Origin of the sequence: Oceanospirillum linum (assembly GCF_001995095.2) — a bacterium.
In the GTDB taxonomy this organism is placed as follows: Bacteria; Pseudomonadota; Gammaproteobacteria; order Pseudomonadales; family Halomonadaceae; genus Oceanospirillum; species Oceanospirillum linum.
Map to the genome: position 1 here is coordinate 220,423 of NZ_MTSD02000003.1, position 14,394 is coordinate 234,816.

At 50.8% G+C, this 14,394-nt stretch carries 16 protein-coding genes and 1 pseudogene; 5 read left to right on the top strand and 12 right to left on the bottom strand.

The window, feature by feature from the left end; translation table 11 throughout:
• Positions 1-15: 15 nt before the first annotated feature.
• Positions 16-633: pseudogene (locus BTA35_RS08980) on the top strand (DUF4143 domain-containing protein); the annotation flags it as partial.
• A 95-nt stretch (positions 634-728) separates the two neighbouring features.
• Here the strand turns inward: BTA35_RS08980 and BTA35_RS08985 are convergent.
• The gene (locus tag BTA35_RS08985) at positions 729-1,106 is read right to left on the bottom strand and encodes a hypothetical protein (RefSeq protein WP_139363641.1); all 378 of its coding nucleotides are present in this window, start codon (positions 1,104-1,106) and stop codon (positions 729-731) included.
• A gap of 267 nt (positions 1,107-1,373) precedes the next feature.
• Between BTA35_RS08985 and BTA35_RS08990 the strand changes: the two genes are divergently transcribed.
• Complete coding sequence (locus BTA35_RS08990) at positions 1,374-2,696, top strand: ATP-binding protein (protein ID WP_078319479.1); 1,323 nt, start codon at positions 1,374-1,376, stop codon at positions 2,694-2,696.
• An 11-nt stretch (positions 2,697-2,707) separates the two neighbouring features.
• On the opposite strand, the gene BTA35_RS08995 is transcribed toward BTA35_RS08990, so the two are convergent.
• The 6 genes from BTA35_RS08995 to rluD all read right to left on the bottom strand — a co-directional run bounded on the left by BTA35_RS08995 (position 2,708) and on the right by rluD (position 8,718).
• Entirely contained in the window at positions 2,708-2,995 is a 288-nt protein-coding gene (locus BTA35_RS08995; protein ID WP_078319480.1) for a type II toxin-antitoxin system RelE family toxin, read from the bottom strand.
• On the bottom strand, positions 2,985-3,236 hold the full coding sequence (locus tag BTA35_RS09000) for a type II toxin-antitoxin system Phd/YefM family antitoxin (RefSeq protein ID WP_078319481.1): 252 nt from the start codon (positions 3,234-3,236) through the stop codon (positions 2,985-2,987). The genes BTA35_RS08995 and BTA35_RS09000 overlap by 11 nt, the downstream gene beginning before the upstream one ends.
• 256 nt (positions 3,237-3,492) lie before the next feature.
• Positions 3,493-3,906 carry a hypothetical protein gene (locus tag BTA35_RS09005; protein WP_139363642.1) on the bottom strand — a complete coding sequence of 138 codons (414 nt, stop codon included), beginning with the start codon at positions 3,904-3,906 and terminating at the stop codon, positions 3,493-3,495.
• A 147-nt stretch (positions 3,907-4,053) separates the two neighbouring features.
• Entirely contained in the window at positions 4,054-6,627 is a 2,574-nt protein-coding gene (gene clpB / locus BTA35_RS09010; protein ID WP_078319483.1) for an ATP-dependent chaperone ClpB, read from the bottom strand.
• 393 nt (positions 6,628-7,020) lie between these two features.
• Positions 7,021-7,692 (bottom strand): peptidoglycan editing factor PgeF, encoded by a 672-nt coding sequence (gene pgeF / locus BTA35_RS09015; RefSeq protein ID WP_338013006.1) that lies wholly within the window; start codon positions 7,690-7,692, stop codon positions 7,021-7,023.
• 72 nt (positions 7,693-7,764) lie between these two features.
• Entirely contained in the window at positions 7,765-8,718 is a 954-nt protein-coding gene (rluD, locus tag BTA35_RS09020) for a 23S rRNA pseudouridine(1911/1915/1917) synthase RluD (protein WP_078319773.1), read from the bottom strand.
• Positions 8,719-8,905: 187 nt separating this feature from the next.
• Between rluD and BTA35_RS09025 the strand changes: the two genes are divergently transcribed.
• Both BTA35_RS09025 and BTA35_RS09030 read left to right on the top strand, forming a co-directional pair.
• Complete coding sequence (locus BTA35_RS09025; protein WP_078319484.1) at positions 8,906-9,823, top strand: outer membrane protein assembly factor BamD; 918 nt, start codon at positions 8,906-8,908, stop codon at positions 9,821-9,823.
• 78 nt (positions 9,824-9,901) lie between these two features.
• Complete coding sequence (locus BTA35_RS09030; protein ID WP_078319485.1) at positions 9,902-10,171, top strand: PP0621 family protein; 270 nt, start codon at positions 9,902-9,904, stop codon at positions 10,169-10,171.
• A gap of 102 nt (positions 10,172-10,273) precedes the next feature.
• On the opposite strand, the gene thiO is transcribed toward BTA35_RS09030, so the two are convergent.
• From thiO to BTA35_RS09055, 5 genes are all read right to left on the bottom strand, one after another.
• Positions 10,274-11,410, bottom strand: coding sequence for a glycine oxidase ThiO (thiO, locus tag BTA35_RS09035; RefSeq protein WP_078319486.1), 1,137 nt, complete (start codon positions 11,408-11,410; stop codon positions 10,274-10,276).
• 77 nt (positions 11,411-11,487) lie between these two features.
• Positions 11,488-11,958 (bottom strand): type IV pilus modification PilV family protein, encoded by a 471-nt coding sequence (locus tag BTA35_RS09040; protein ID WP_078319487.1) that lies wholly within the window; start codon positions 11,956-11,958, stop codon positions 11,488-11,490.
• A gap of 46 nt (positions 11,959-12,004) precedes the next feature.
• Positions 12,005-12,508: a pilus assembly PilX family protein gene (locus BTA35_RS09045; protein ID WP_078319488.1), complete on the bottom strand. Its 504-nt coding sequence runs from the start codon at positions 12,506-12,508 to the stop codon at positions 12,005-12,007.
• Positions 12,489-13,244, bottom strand: coding sequence for a PilW family protein (locus BTA35_RS09050; protein ID WP_078319489.1), 756 nt, complete (start codon positions 13,242-13,244; stop codon positions 12,489-12,491). The genes BTA35_RS09045 and BTA35_RS09050 overlap by 20 nt, the downstream gene beginning before the upstream one ends.
• On the bottom strand, positions 13,245-13,772 hold the full coding sequence (locus tag BTA35_RS09055) for a GspH/FimT family pseudopilin (RefSeq protein WP_078319490.1): 528 nt from the start codon (positions 13,770-13,772) through the stop codon (positions 13,245-13,247).
• Positions 13,773-13,909: 137 nt separating this feature from the next.
• On the opposite strand from BTA35_RS09055, the gene BTA35_RS18705 reads away from it, so the two are divergent.
• On the top strand, positions 13,910-14,317 hold the full coding sequence (locus tag BTA35_RS18705) for a type IV pilin protein (protein ID WP_078319491.1): 408 nt from the start codon (positions 13,910-13,912) through the stop codon (positions 14,315-14,317).
• Positions 14,318-14,394: the final 77 nt, after the last annotated feature.

Sequence of the window (14,394 nt, forward strand, 5' to 3'; positions counted from 1 at the left end):
GTCCTACTTGATGCTTTGATTGAGTCCGTGTTTAACAGTATTCCGGCGCAACTGTCACTGGTAATGGATGAATCGGTAAAACGCTTTAAGTTTAAAAACGTGCATGAGCGTAAATCCCGCTACAACGATTTTGAGAACGCCATTCACTGGCTGCAGAACTGCCGTCTTGCCTTAGCCAACTACCCGATTGAAGGCACGCCCAAGTCGCCGCTGGCGGCTTACAAAAAGGACAACAAGGTAAAGCTGTTCCTGTTTGATACCGGCCTGCTCAATCATATGCTGGGCAGCGGCTATCGGGAGATCAAACAACAGAGCTACGAGTACAAAGGCTATATCGCGGAGAACTTTGTTCAACAGGAGCTGGCGGCTATCGGTGTTGATCCTACGTTTTCATGGAACGATGCTAGGGCGGAGATTGAGTTTATTGTCAGTAATGACGAAGGCAAGATTATCCCGATAGAAGTGAAAAGCGGCAAAAGGACACGGGCAAAATCCCTGCAGTCCTATATTCAGAAATGCTCACCGGAGAAAACCATCAAACTCACCGGAACACAGGGTTCCCCTATTACCGGGCAGACGCATATCGTGATGCCGCTTTATTATGCGCAGTTTCTGCCGGAGCGGTGGGGGTGAATTATGGGTGTCCCGGCTTTACGGCCCATAAGCGCAGGTTCAGCTTGGCCTGATCCGGCCCTGCAGTGTAGGCAAAGAAGTCCTTATCATTGCTGTTATCCAGATTCCCCCTGAATCACGGCATTAGTTGATAACGGCGTACGTTGTTCAAACCTATCATTGGCTTCCTGACTGTCAATCTGGGTATAACCTTGCCAACCAAAAACAACCGGGTCTGCCGAGGCTCCTTGTGTCGCTTGCGCGACCAGTACGTAGGCTCCCGGCTGCACCTTAGCAAAGGTTTTTTCTACGGCTGCATTAGCCTGAAAAGACGCATCCAGTTGTGTTAGGCCGTTCTCGTCATGCTTGAAGAGGAACAGATCATAATTAACCTCTGCTGGAATATTCAGCAGCAGACCTTTAATTTTGGTTTCTGTTTCGACAAGGGTACTGACGCAGGCAAACTGCCCCTGAGCCGAAAACGTCAAAGACAAGCCGCTGCCAAAATCAAGATTGGGGCAACCGGTCTGCTCAGCAACGCTGCTACCTGTTGCGGCAAGTGTCTGGGATAAATTATGGGTGCCCCGGTTTCTTTCATTAAGAGCACATCTCGCCTACCACACTTTTAGGCGCATAAAAGTGTGAATTTCCGCATTTTTATGCGCATAAAAATGTAAAAAAATTCACTTTTCAGCGCGTAAAAGTGTAAGACTTGCTACAATGGGCTCTGTGAACCCTTTGATTTGCAGGAGCAAACCCGTATGCAGCGCGCCCTACTTGATGCTTTGATCGCATGGAAAAACCAAGCCAGCCGTAAACCTCTGCTGATTGATGGCGCCCGCCAGACCGGTAAGACCTTTCTGCTGCAGGAGCTATTTGGCAAAACCTTTGCCAATACCCTGCGTATCGACTTTCTGGAAACGCCCGCCTACAAAGAGGCCTTTGAGAGTTCGCTGAGCCCGGATGATATTTTATTCAATCTGGAGCTGATCAGTGGTCAGAGCTTTAACCCGCAAACCGATCTGCTGATTCTGGATGAGATCGGCGAGTGCGAGCGGGCCGTCACCTCCCTCAAGTATTTTGCCGAGAAAGCCGCCACATATTTTGTGGCTGCCAGTGGTTCCAATATCGGCCTTCTGAACACCTTTCCGGTGGGCAAGGTGCAGCAATACAACCTGCGACCGCTGAGCTTCGGTGAGTTTCTGCAGGCCGCTGATGAACCGGCCTTGCTGAAAGCTTTTAATCAACAGATGAGTTCACCTGCTGTACACAGCAAACTGATGGATAAACTTACCGATTACTTCTTTACCGGCGGTATGCCGGAAGCAGTGTCGGTTTGGTTTCAACATAAAGAGCTGGGCATTTTAGAACGGGTTGAACGGGTTAATCAGATCCACGCTGATCTGGTGGCGGGTTATCAAAGGGATTTCGGTAAGTACGCCGGAAAAGTCGATGCTACTCTGATTGAGTCGGTGTTTAACAGCATTCCGGCACAGCTGTCGCTGGTAATGGATGAATCGGTAAAACGCTTTAAGTTTAAAAACGTGCATGAGCGTAAATCCCGTTACAACGATTTTGAGAACGCCATTCACTGGCTGCAGAACTGCCGCCTTGCCTTAGCCAACTACCCGATTGAAGGCACGCCCAAGTTGCCGCTGGCGGCTTACAAAAAGGACAACAAGGTAAAGCTGTTTCTGTTTGATACCGGCCTGCTCAATCATATGCTGGGCAGCGGCTATCGGGAGATCAAACAACAGAGCTACGAGTACAAGGGCTATATCGCGGAGAACTTTGTTCAACAGGAGCTGGCGGCTATCGGTGTTGATCCTACGTTTTCATGGAACGATGCACGGGCGGAGATTGAGTTTATTGTCAGTAATGACGAAGGCAAGATTATCCCGATAGAAGTGAAAAGCGGCAAAAGGACACGGGCAAAATCCCTGCAGTCCTATATTCAGAAATGCTCACCGGAGAAAACCATCAAACTCACCGGAACACAGGGTTCCCCTATTACCGGGCAGACGCATATCGTCATGCCGCTTTATTATGCGCAGTTTCTGCCGGAGAGATGGGGAGATTTCTGAAGCGTATCGGGTTAAGGGACTCTGGATGCCAGCTTTTTATACACCGCATCTTTATCACGTTTTCCGATTGCCAGAACGTAGACAACGATCTCATCATCAATAACTTCATACGCCAAACGGTATCCTGCCGTACGCAGCTTAATTTTGTAAACCGCATCAAAGCCCCATAATTTGGCTGAGGGTACATGAGGGTTCGTCAGCCGCTCTTTCAGCTTCTTTTTAAACTGACTCTGAATCGGCGGTGCAAGCTTATCCCACTCCTTTTTAGCAGCCGGAAGAAACTTAAGCCTATAGGTCATCGATATTGACGTCCACCGCCTCAGATAAATCACCACGGCGGCTTTCAACCAGCTTGGTCAGTTCATAATCATCCAGCTGCTCCATAAGAAGCTCATACATATCTGCAGGCACCAGATAAGCGGTTGGCTTGTTGTGGTTTAAAATAGCGATGGCCGCGCCGTCTGCTTCGTTAAGCAACGCGGTCGGGTTTTTCTTCAGCTCAGAGATACTTGCCGAGCAATTCGCCAAAACCTGTCTCATAACACACCTCAAAAAGCATCAAATTAAGTGCTTATTATAGGTCTATTTTTTCGATTTGCGATAAAAGTGAAAAGCGGCAAAAGGACGCGGGCGAAATCCCTGTAGTCCTATATTCAGAAATGCACACCGGAGAAAACCATCAAACTCACCGGAACACAGAGTTCTCCCATCACCGAGCAGACGCATATCGTGATGCCGCTTTACTATGCGCAGTTTTTGCCGGAGCGGTGGGGGGTGAATTATGGGTGCCCCGGTTTTACGGCCCATTGCGAAGTGCCAAAATAGCCACGATTAGGCTACCAACCGAAACAATAGCTGCTGCCAGAGCCAAAGCCCCAGGATTGCGATTAAGAGCATCGAGGAACCGCTGGCATTTGCTAGCCGATACGGCTTCATAGCCCTCTTTTGTGAAATGAAATTTAAGGCCGTTTTCGGCGAAACGAAGAAGACCTTTGGCTTCAAGCTCCTTCGCATATTCAAGAACGTGCGACCTAGCCATACCGTTGTTTATTTCGTAAAACTCTTCTGGCAGGTTTTCGACGCTGTAGGTGGTGTAAAAATCACATTTATCAATATTTCGGACACCGTACCCGAACCGCCGGGTATAGTCTTTATGCAACCAAAGCAAAAACTGCTTTTCGACACTAGGCTCGATCATAGATTTACTCACAAAAAAATCCGGGACACCCATGATTATATCTGGGAAAAATCGCTGCTAAGTTTTATCAACAAACCGGCAGTCCTTTCAAAAATCCCCGCTGTTCACTTTTGCAAACAGCGGGGATATTCAGGTTTTAATATTTAGCTGACAGGCTGATCAAACAAACACCAGTTCGCCATCCTGCACTTCCACTTTGATAGTGTGTCCCGGTGCGAATTTGCCGGAGAGAATCTCCTGCGCCAGTGGGTTTTCGATCCAGCGTTGCAGGGCGCGTTTCAGCGGGCGGGCACCGTAAACGGGGTCGAAGCCGACTTCCACTAGCTGTTCCAGCGCCTCTTCCGACAGTTCGATGGTCAGTTCACGCTCATCCAGTCGCTGCTGTAAACGCTGCAGTTGAATCCGCGCGATGCCTTTCACCGCTTCACGGGCGAGGCTATGGAACACGACAACTTCATCAATACGGTTGATCAACTCAGGGCGGAAGTGGTTGCCTACCACCTCCATCACTTTGTTTTTCATCTCATCGTACTGCTCGTCTTTACCGCCATAGGCCTGAATCACATCGGAGCCCAGGTTAGAGGTCATCACGATAACCGTGTTGCGGAAGTCCACGGTACGACCCTGACCATCGGTCAGGCGGCCATCTTCCAGCACCTGCAGCAGAATGTTGAACACGTCCGGGTGGGCTTTTTCCACCTCATCCAGCAGCACAACAGAGTACGGCTTGCGACGTACGGTTTCGGTCAGATAACCACCCTCTTCATAACCGACATAACCCGGAGGTGCACCGATCAGGCGGGCTACGGAGTGTTTCTCCATAAACTCAGACATATCGATCCGCACCATCGCCTCTTCGGTATCGAACAGGAACTTCGCCAGTGATTTACACAGCTCGGTTTTACCGACACCGGTAGGGCCTAAGAAGAGGAAGGAACCGTTAGGACGGTTCGGATCTGCCAGACCCGCACGGGAGCGACGCACCGCATTGGAAACCGCTTCTACGGCTTCTTCCTGTCCGATCACACGCTCATGCAGCGCACCTTCCATCTTGAGCAGTTTGTCCCGCTCGGATTCCAGCATCTTGCTGACCGGAATACCGGTCCATTTAGAGATCACTTCGGCAATCTCTTCCTCGGTCACGCGATTACGCAGCAACTGATGATCGGTTTCCTCCACCTGGGAGGCCATCTCCATACTGCGTTCCAGATCCGGGATAATGCCATACTGAATCTCAGACATACGTGCCAGATCACCGTTACGGCGGGCGGACTCCATATCCAGACGGGCCTGTTCCAACTGCTCTTTCAGTTGCTGCGCACCCTGTACCGCCGATTTCTCGCTACGCCAGATCTCATCCAGATCAGCGTACTCCCGCTCCAGATCTTTAATCACACCTTCCAGATGTGCCAGACGTTTACGGGAGGCATCGTCATTCTCTTTTTTCAGCGCTTCCCGTTCGATCTTTAACTGAATCAGACGGCGATCCATACGGTCCATCTCTTCCGGTTTGGAGTCCATCTCCATACGGATACGGGAACCCGCTTCATCAATCAGGTCGATCGCTTTGTCCGGCAGCTGGCGATCAGTGATATACCGCTGGGATAACTTGGCAGCGGCAATCAGGGCACTATCGGTAATATCCACACCGTGGTGCAGTTCATAGCGCTCCTTCAGGCCACGGAGAATAGCGATAGTGTCTTCTTCTGTAGGTTCATCCACCTGTACTTTCTGGAAGCGGCGCTCAAGGGCGGCATCTTTTTCGATGTACTGGCGGTATTCATCAAGTGTGGTTGCGCCCACGCAATGCAGTTCACCACGGGCCAGAGCAGGCTTGAGCATATTACCGGCATCCATAGCGCCTTCGCCTTTACCTGCGCCAACCATGGTGTGCAGCTCATCAATAAAGAGAATAACCTGACCTTCCTGCTTAGCCAGCTCATTCAGCACGGCTTTCAGGCGCTCTTCAAATTCACCGCGATATTTTGCGCCGGCAATCAGGGCACCCATATCCAGTGAAAGCACCTGCTTATTTTTCAATCCTTCAGGCACTTCACCATTGATAATGCGCTGAGCCAGACCTTCCACGATGGCGGTTTTACCCACACCCGGCTCACCAATCAATACCGGGTTATTCTTGGTTCGACGCTGCAGAACCTGAATGGTGCGACGGATCTCATCATCACGGCCGATCACAGGATCAAGCTTGCCATCCAGTGCACGTTGGGTCAGGTCGACGGTAAAGCGATCCAGTGACTGGCGCAGCTCTTCGCTATTCGGGTCATCCACACTTTCGCCGCCCCGAACCTGATCGATCGCCTTACTTAAAGACTCTTTACTCAGGCCGCAACCGCGGATCAGTTTGCCGGTATCGCCCTTATCCTGCGCGGCGGCTAATAGCACCAATTCACTGGAAATATAGGAGTCTTTACGCTGCTGAGATTCTTTATCCGCCAGATTAAGCATGCCCCCTAACTCCGGCGACATCATAATCTGGCCATCACTGTTACTGATAACAGGCAGGGACTCAAACTGTTCACGCAGCTCATTACGCAGCTTATTAAAATCACCGCCAGCCTGACTGATCAGAGGGCGGATAGAACCGTCACGCTGCTCCAGCATTGACAGAATCAGGTGAACCGGCTGCAGTAGATTATGATCATGGCCTACAGCCATGGATTGGGCATCAGCAAGCGCTTGCTGAAGTTTTCCGGTTAAACGGTCAACACGCATTTCGTATTCCTCGGTAGACCTGTGTAACCCCGTGATGTGTCGTTGGGCTTTATTCAGCCGAAGTAGTGTCGGGGTTTCCGACAGGTGGGTTATTGCTTATACCGGAAAGATAGGGGCAAAAAGTACAAGTTCAAGGCTGACGGGGGTTTTATGGCATCAAAGAGGTTGATATAGATCAGAATTGAGAGGCTTATTTGCTATTCAGGACATAGCTTGGATAAGCCAAAGGTGCCATCCGACATCATCGGGAACGAAGCAGGGAGATGACGGGCAAACACCGCCTTTTAAAATATCGGAAGGCGCGCCCACGGCGCTTTTCCGTCCTACAGTTACTTGCCGGATATCGCTTAAAGTCGTAGGTTGGATAAGCCGCAGGCACCATCCGACAGCAGGTTACTCCGCCAACCAGATAATACTGGCCATGCGGCCGGTCTGTCCGTCACGCCGGTAGGAGTAGAAGCGTTTACGTTCTGCGTAGGTACAGAAAGCCCCACCGTAAACCTGATCAACACCCCGCTCCGCCAGTTTCAGTCGCGCCAGCTGATACAGGTCGGCCATATAATGATTCAGGCGGAAGGGGCTTGGCTCAAAGCAGTCAAAACTTTGCGGCAGCTGTTCAACAAAACGCTGACGGACTTCGTCACCCACTTCAAAGTGTTTGCTGCTGATGGCGGGACCTAACCAAACCAGGGTTTTCTCCGGCTCAATATTCAGCTTATCCAACGTCGCCTCCAGTACCCCATCAGCCAGCCCGCGCCAACCGGCATGAGCCACGCCCACTTTGTCGCCCTCTTCTGAACAGAAGAATACCGGCAGGCAATCAGCGGTCATCACAACACAGGCATAGTCAGAGTTAAAAGCTACAGCGGCATCCGCTTCAATATCAGGGGTAAAGCTGTCAGCAACACAGGTACTGTGAGTTTGATTCAGCCAGAGCAGAGGCTGATCTTTACCCACAAAGTTTTGCAGATCTTCCCGGGCCATCGCAACGTTAGCGGGATTATCACCAACGTGCTCTGCCATATTGAAATGATCAAAGGGTGGTTTGCTACCCCCCCCGCTCACGGGAGGTAACCAGCGCCTTCACATTTTTCGGTGCAGGCCAGTGGGGGGCCATAAAGGCAAAGGCGTTACGCATTAATCTTCCAGATCCGTTTCCAGAGCATCCAGCAGCTTGAGGAAGTCACTGGGAAGATCAATTTCCCATTCCATAAGACCCCCTGTGGCAGGGTGCCAAAGCTCCAGCCGCTTCGCGTGCAGCGCCTGTCGGGTGAAATGGCGCAGAGCCTGCTTTAAGCCTTCACTGCTGCCTGCAGGCAAGCGCATACGGCCACCGTACACAGGGTCGCCCACCAAAGGATAATTAATATGAGACATATGCACACGGATCTGGTGCGTTCGACCAGTCTCCAGCTTACAACGAATATGAGTATGCCCCCGAAAGCGCTCAAGCACCCGGTAGTGTGTAACAGCGGGCTTACCGGTTTGTGTAACGGTCATTCGTTTTCGGTCTTTCTCATGTCGTCCAATAGGGGCGTCAACTTTACCGCCACCTGTCATCACGCCAACAGCCACAGCTTCATATTCACGTCCCATGGAACGATCCTGCAGCTGCTCAACTAAGGCATTCTGTGCCATCAGATTCTTAGCGACGACCATCAGACCTGTGGTGTCTTTATCCAGACGATGCACAATACCCGCACGGGGCAGATGCGCCATATCCGGGGCGTGGTGCAACAGTGCATTCAGCAAGGTGCCGTTCTGATGGCCTGCCGCCGGATGAACAACAAGACCCGCCGGTTTGTTGATCACAAGAATATCGTTATCTTCATAAACGATATCCAATGCGATGTCCTGGGCGACCCACTCGTCATTGTTCTCTTCAGTGGCTTCGATTTTCAGTGCTTCGCCGCCGTTCAGTTTCTCTTTCGGCTTGCGCTGCGCACCGTTGACGGTCAGTTCACCGGATTTAATCCAGCTTTGCAGGCGGGAGCGCGAGTAATCGGGAAAGAGCTCTGCGGCAATCTGATCCAGACGGGAACCGCTAAGTTCAAAAGGGACAGTTGCTTGCAGCGAGATTGATTCAGCCATGAATGAATAAAGGTCCGGGTAAGAGTTAATATCTGAACCTAAACGCCTTGAAGTATGAAACTCCGGCGGGCTCAGGGTGTCAAAGAAAGGCTCGCAACGGCCCAATGACAAATACGTATTTATCATCGGCCTGTGCTATAGTCATTCGCCGTTCATTCTACCATTGAAAACAGCTCTTTTGGTGATTATGCGTAAGCCAGTTTCTTTCCCTCATTATAAACGCTGCAGCCGCAATGCCCATTTGGGCAAGTCTGTCTGCTCCCGATTGTTATCCCGCCAGTCTTTACTGGCTGCTTTTGCAGGTCTGGCACTTATGCTGGCAGGTTGTGCCAGTGATCAGTCTGCAGCAGATTTAGCCAAAGCTGAACGTACGCTTTACCTGGAGGCCAGGAACGCTCTGGAAGGCAACAACTTTATTCGCAGTCTTGAGCTACTGGAAGCCCTAGAAACCAAGTACCCACTGGGCCGCTTTTCAGAACAGGCTTTGCTGGAACAGGTCTATGCCCAGTTTCGTAATCAGGATTACGAAACAGCCCGAGCAACAGCTGACCGCTTTATTCGCCTGCATCCACGGCATGCTCAGGTTGACTATGCCTATTATATGAAAGGGATGTCGTCGTATATGGCTGGCCGCTATATGCTGGAAGGCCTGGAGCTGATAGATATCTCAGAGCGTGACCTTGGTGCCACACGGGATGCTTTCTCTGACTTCGATAACTTTCTGCGCCGTTTCCCGGATAGCCGCTATGCTTTCGATGCCCGCCAGCGGATGCTTTATATCCGTAATGTACTGGCCCGTCGTGAGATCTTTATCGCACAGTTTTATATCCGCAAGAGCGGTTATGTTGCTGCAATCAAGCGCAGTCAGTTTGCACTGGAAAATTATCCGACAGCCGGAATTTCAGGTGATGCATTGGCGACATTATCAGAGGCATATCTGCATCTCGGCATGGAGGAAGAAGCCCGTGAAGCGCTTGACCTGCTGAAATCCCAGTACCCTGAGCATAAGCAGCTAACCTCAAACGGACAGCTGAAACTGCTTAAACCTTTGGGCGAAGGCAGCAAAGCCCCATGGGAAGCACTGATTCCGGACGTATTTAGTTAAGGTATGGATCAGTAATGAGGCAGATATTAATCAGGCTCTGCGCTCAAACAGAAACGCTATTCAGCTTAGGATGACATTATGGGTTTTATTATTTTCCGCTTAATCATCTTTATCGGTATTGTCTGGCTGGGCATTCGCCTGTTAAAAGCTTACAACCAGAGGAAGCTGCAATCCCAAAGCAACGGGACGGCATCTGAAAAGCGTGCAGCAGACTCACAACAGATGGTTCAGTGCAGATACTGCAACCTTCACCTGCCCCAGTCAGATGCAGTGAAGCATGAAAACCTTTGGTTTTGCTGCCATGAACATAAGCAGCACTTTCTGGATAGCGGCCCTGAGAAAAAATAGGCGGTACCGTTTCCTGTAAACGGGTCTCTGGAAAACAGAAAGGGTGTGGATAACCGGGAAAAGCCAGTTATCCACACCCTTTTTTATGGATACCTATCGGTCTTAAATTATCTCGCCTTCCGTTTCTTCCAGTCGAGAGCTTGGTTGATAAGGTGCCGGATCAATTATCGTCTGCTGGCCCAGCAGCTGATTACAGAGCAGCTCTGTCGCAGCGGGTGCCAGAACCAGGCCATTGCGGAAATGACCGGCATTAACATGCAGATGGCCCACCTCCTCCACTGCACCGATAAAAGGTACGCCGTCCGGTGACCCCGGGCGCAGGCCACACCAATGGTGCTCTACCGGGATCTCCTTCAATGCAGGAATAATCGCTTCAGCGCTGGCCTGCAGTGATTGACGGGCCTCTTCAGTGGTTTGCTTATTAAAGCCGTCATACTCCAGTGTTGAACCGACCAGAATACGACCATCGTTACGGGGAATCACATAGCGGCCATCCAGCATCACAACACGGTTCACCAAGCCTGGCTCCGCCTTGTAGACCATCATCTGGCCTCGCACCGGCTCAATGGGCAACTGCGGCAGCAGATTCTCACCATTGGCCCCTTCAGCGTTAAACAAGCCAGAGCTCCAGGCTCCACTGCAGACAATGACCTGGCCTGCACTCAGTACCGAGTTGGCCGTGTTGACGCCAATCGCCCGTCCATCCATTACCCGGATACTTTTGACCTCAACATGCTCCAGAATACGAACATTCGTTCGCTGCTCAAGGCTCTTTTTCAGAGCCTTGCCTAGACGCGGGTTACGGATACTGCCCACCTCCGGCATCCAGATAGCTTGTTCTTTACCGGGAGCGATACTGGCTTCTGTGCTGTAGATAAACTCTTTGGTAACCTGTGTCAGTGGCTGCTGATATTTTTCAGCCCAGGCCAATGCCTCAGCTTCATCGTCAACCCGAAGCATCAGCATACCTCCGGAGCGAAACTCCGGATCAATCCCGGTTTCTTCGGCCAGCGCTTTTGCTAATTGAGGATAATACCCTTGTGACCAGTTGGCTAAGGCGGTAATTTCCGGGCGGTAACGCCAAGGGTAAAGCGGAGAAACAATACCACCGCCAGCCCATGAAGATTCTTTACACAATAGGCCTCTATCAACAATAGTGACGTCCGCACCGGAGTCTGCCAATATACGGGCGGTCATCATACCGATCACGCCACCACCGACGATCAGAAAATCGTTCAAACTATTTCCCCTGTCTTTATGTTTATTGATTAACGGTACCGTCTTCCTGGGTTCCGATGATACGTTAAAGCCTTCATTTAGCCCGACGGACTGGCAGCCATATCACAATTCAAAAAAACGCACCTTGCAGCCTTTGCACGCATTACAGAATCAGTGCCATAGCCACCTGACATAGGGTCAGCGTAAAGCAGAGTTGCAAGCTGGACACTGTGACTGCGATTTTGGCTATCCTTCCAGGTTACCGTTGCGGTGTACCGGACTGTATTGGTAAAACCTGCAACAGGAAAACGCTCCCAACGGATTTCATAGTTCGTACTCCCCCCCGCAACATCACTCTGAGAGCCTCCGGCAGCTGAGCTCTGGAGAATTTTCAGGCTCTCTATTTTACTCTGGGCAAGGGCCAGTGCCTGAAAGCGCGCTTTAGTTGTGGTGCCGGCCTGAAAAAGCTCTGCCTGAAATTTCGCGGTCGCCGCCATCCCCACAGAAATAATCAGAACGATAAGCAGGACTTCGATCAGGGTTATACCCGTTTGCTCTGTTTCCATCATGTCCGATAGATACCTTTCCATAGTGTTGCTACATCCTATGCAAGCCTCACCAATCGCGCCAACTTCCGGGAATACGGAGATAGTTAATCGTTGGCGAATAGCTTAAACGGCTCGCCACAAGGCGCACAACCTGCTGCCGAGTAAGATCTGAGTCGGACTCTGCCGTTGCCCTGGCCCGAACTTCCACCAGCCAGCGGCCACAAGCAGATTTTGCAGCCCCCAGCCCCGGATCTAAGCAACCCGGCAGATAATCAACACTCAAATTATAACGGTCACTGCCTGCTGTGATAACGTAATCCGGAGCAGTAAGATCGCTCCAGGTTGCAAAATCAGGAGCATAACGGTTCAGCCAGGCGATACCATATTCAAGGCCAGCCTCTGCAGCATACTCCAGCTCTCTGCTTCTGTTTTCATTCCCAGAGACAGCCTGTTCCATCAGTAAGGTACGAGCACTGAGGAAAGTCATAATCGTCAGGGAAACTAAAAGCACAACTGTAAATATAAGTGTTGCCAGTCCCGCCTGATGGCGCTTAAGGGATATAGCGATCATTACGCACCCTCACTTTACCGGTCACCGTCATTGAGAACTCATCCCTACTGCCACTGATGGTGACCTGAAGGTTACGCTCTTCAAGGCAGGCAGCCCCGCCTGTACAGCCATGGCCATCTGATATATTGATAGCTTCCGGTGCCGACAGAGCATTGCCATCCCGGTCAATATAGCGAATTGAGAAATGAGTGATTTTCACATCATCCTCTGTCAGAGACTCCCAGGTATTCACTGCTGCATTATAGCCACAACCAGGGTGAGGCCCCCCATCAGAAACGATAGTCCCTGTTCTGATTTGCAACCGCTTGCTACTGCTCAGTTTAAAACCGAAGTGATTCATATCTCCGGTATAGGGGTCGTTATCGCCATCCAGATCATAACTGTAAGTAACGCAGCTACACTCATAAGCAGCATTGCAATCCCACAGCCGAAGGTTACTGACCGGGTCCATAAAGGGGTTATTGCTATACAGGCTCTGCATTGCACTCTCTGAGTCTGGCAGAGCACCTCCCGCCAAACCACCGGCACGCCTCAGCTCTCTCAGAATAAGATCAAGACTGGTGCGTAAATTATGATTCAGCTGCGTCTGTTTGTGACGATCCATGGATGACGTGACCGTTGCCAGGTACACCGTCATAACCGCACCGACCAGAGATAAGCCCAAGACCAAAGAGATCAGTAACTCCGGCAAGGTAAACCCGGCCTGATTGGGGCGACGCAAAGAATGAAGATTCACTCAACAATCCTCCACTCCCGATAGATTACCGCATGCCTTTACCCTGCCAATTCTGGAAATGACAACAGCACCGGAGTAAGACGCTGAGTTCAAAGGGATCGTCCCGGCAAAAGAACCGGAGTCCCAGGGTAAGCCTCTGACACCATCAAACCGAAAACTCCGTAATTGACTGATACGGATCCCGGAATAATCTTCACTGGTCAGGCGATGAAGAACCTGAGTTCCATTCACGGTGAGTGAACAGGCATCCGCTTGCATGGGGTCAGAAGAGGAGCAATCACAATCAGCCTTCAGGCTCAGACCAACACACCAATCAGCCCCGGCAGAGCCCGAAACAAAAATGGTCACATTTCGTTTGATTGCCTCTGAGCGTGCATAAACCAGCTTTTGCTTAAGATTAAACAAAGCCCCGCGAAGCCGCTCCTGCTCTATATATCGGCTTATATTCGGGCCCGTCGCCGCCGTAAGAACACTGATAATAATTAACGTAATCAGCAGCTCTATCAGAGTAAATCCCTTTGCTCTCATATTGCTCTCTGTTTTTTCAGATACAATTGTCTTAACATGCCACGCAGACGCAGGGTTCACAAGCACTCTTCGTAAGTGCTTCCCCTCTAAAAGTACTTCAGTGACCGCCTCTCTGATCAGGATCAAAAGGATGTGCTATGCCTGATTTCAAGACCGTAAAGCAGGGATTTACTCTGATAGAACTGCTGATTGTTTTTGCCATTGTTGGCATTCTGGGTGCAGTCGCCTACCCTTCATACAAAAATTATACCTTTGAAAGCCGTCGAGTTGATGCCCATAGCGCAATTCTACGGGTTCAGCTGGCCCAGGAGCGTTGGCGAGCCAGTCATAACAGCTACACCTCTGATATGACAGATGTGGGATTAAATACTGCGGCAACATCCGGTGAAGGCTTTTACACCCTCTCTGTTAGCCACCCATCCCCGGTGGGCTACCGGGTTACAGCCAGTGCAACCGGATCACAATCAGGAGATACCGGCTGCAGCAAAATTGAACTGACCAAGTCCGCCTCCGGCGAAACCAGATCGCCTATCCATTGCTGGTAAGCATTATCAAGGGGCGTCTCAGGCCATAAAAAAAGCGCAGCCCTGTAAAACAGAAGCTGCGCCTTTTGACTTCAGTC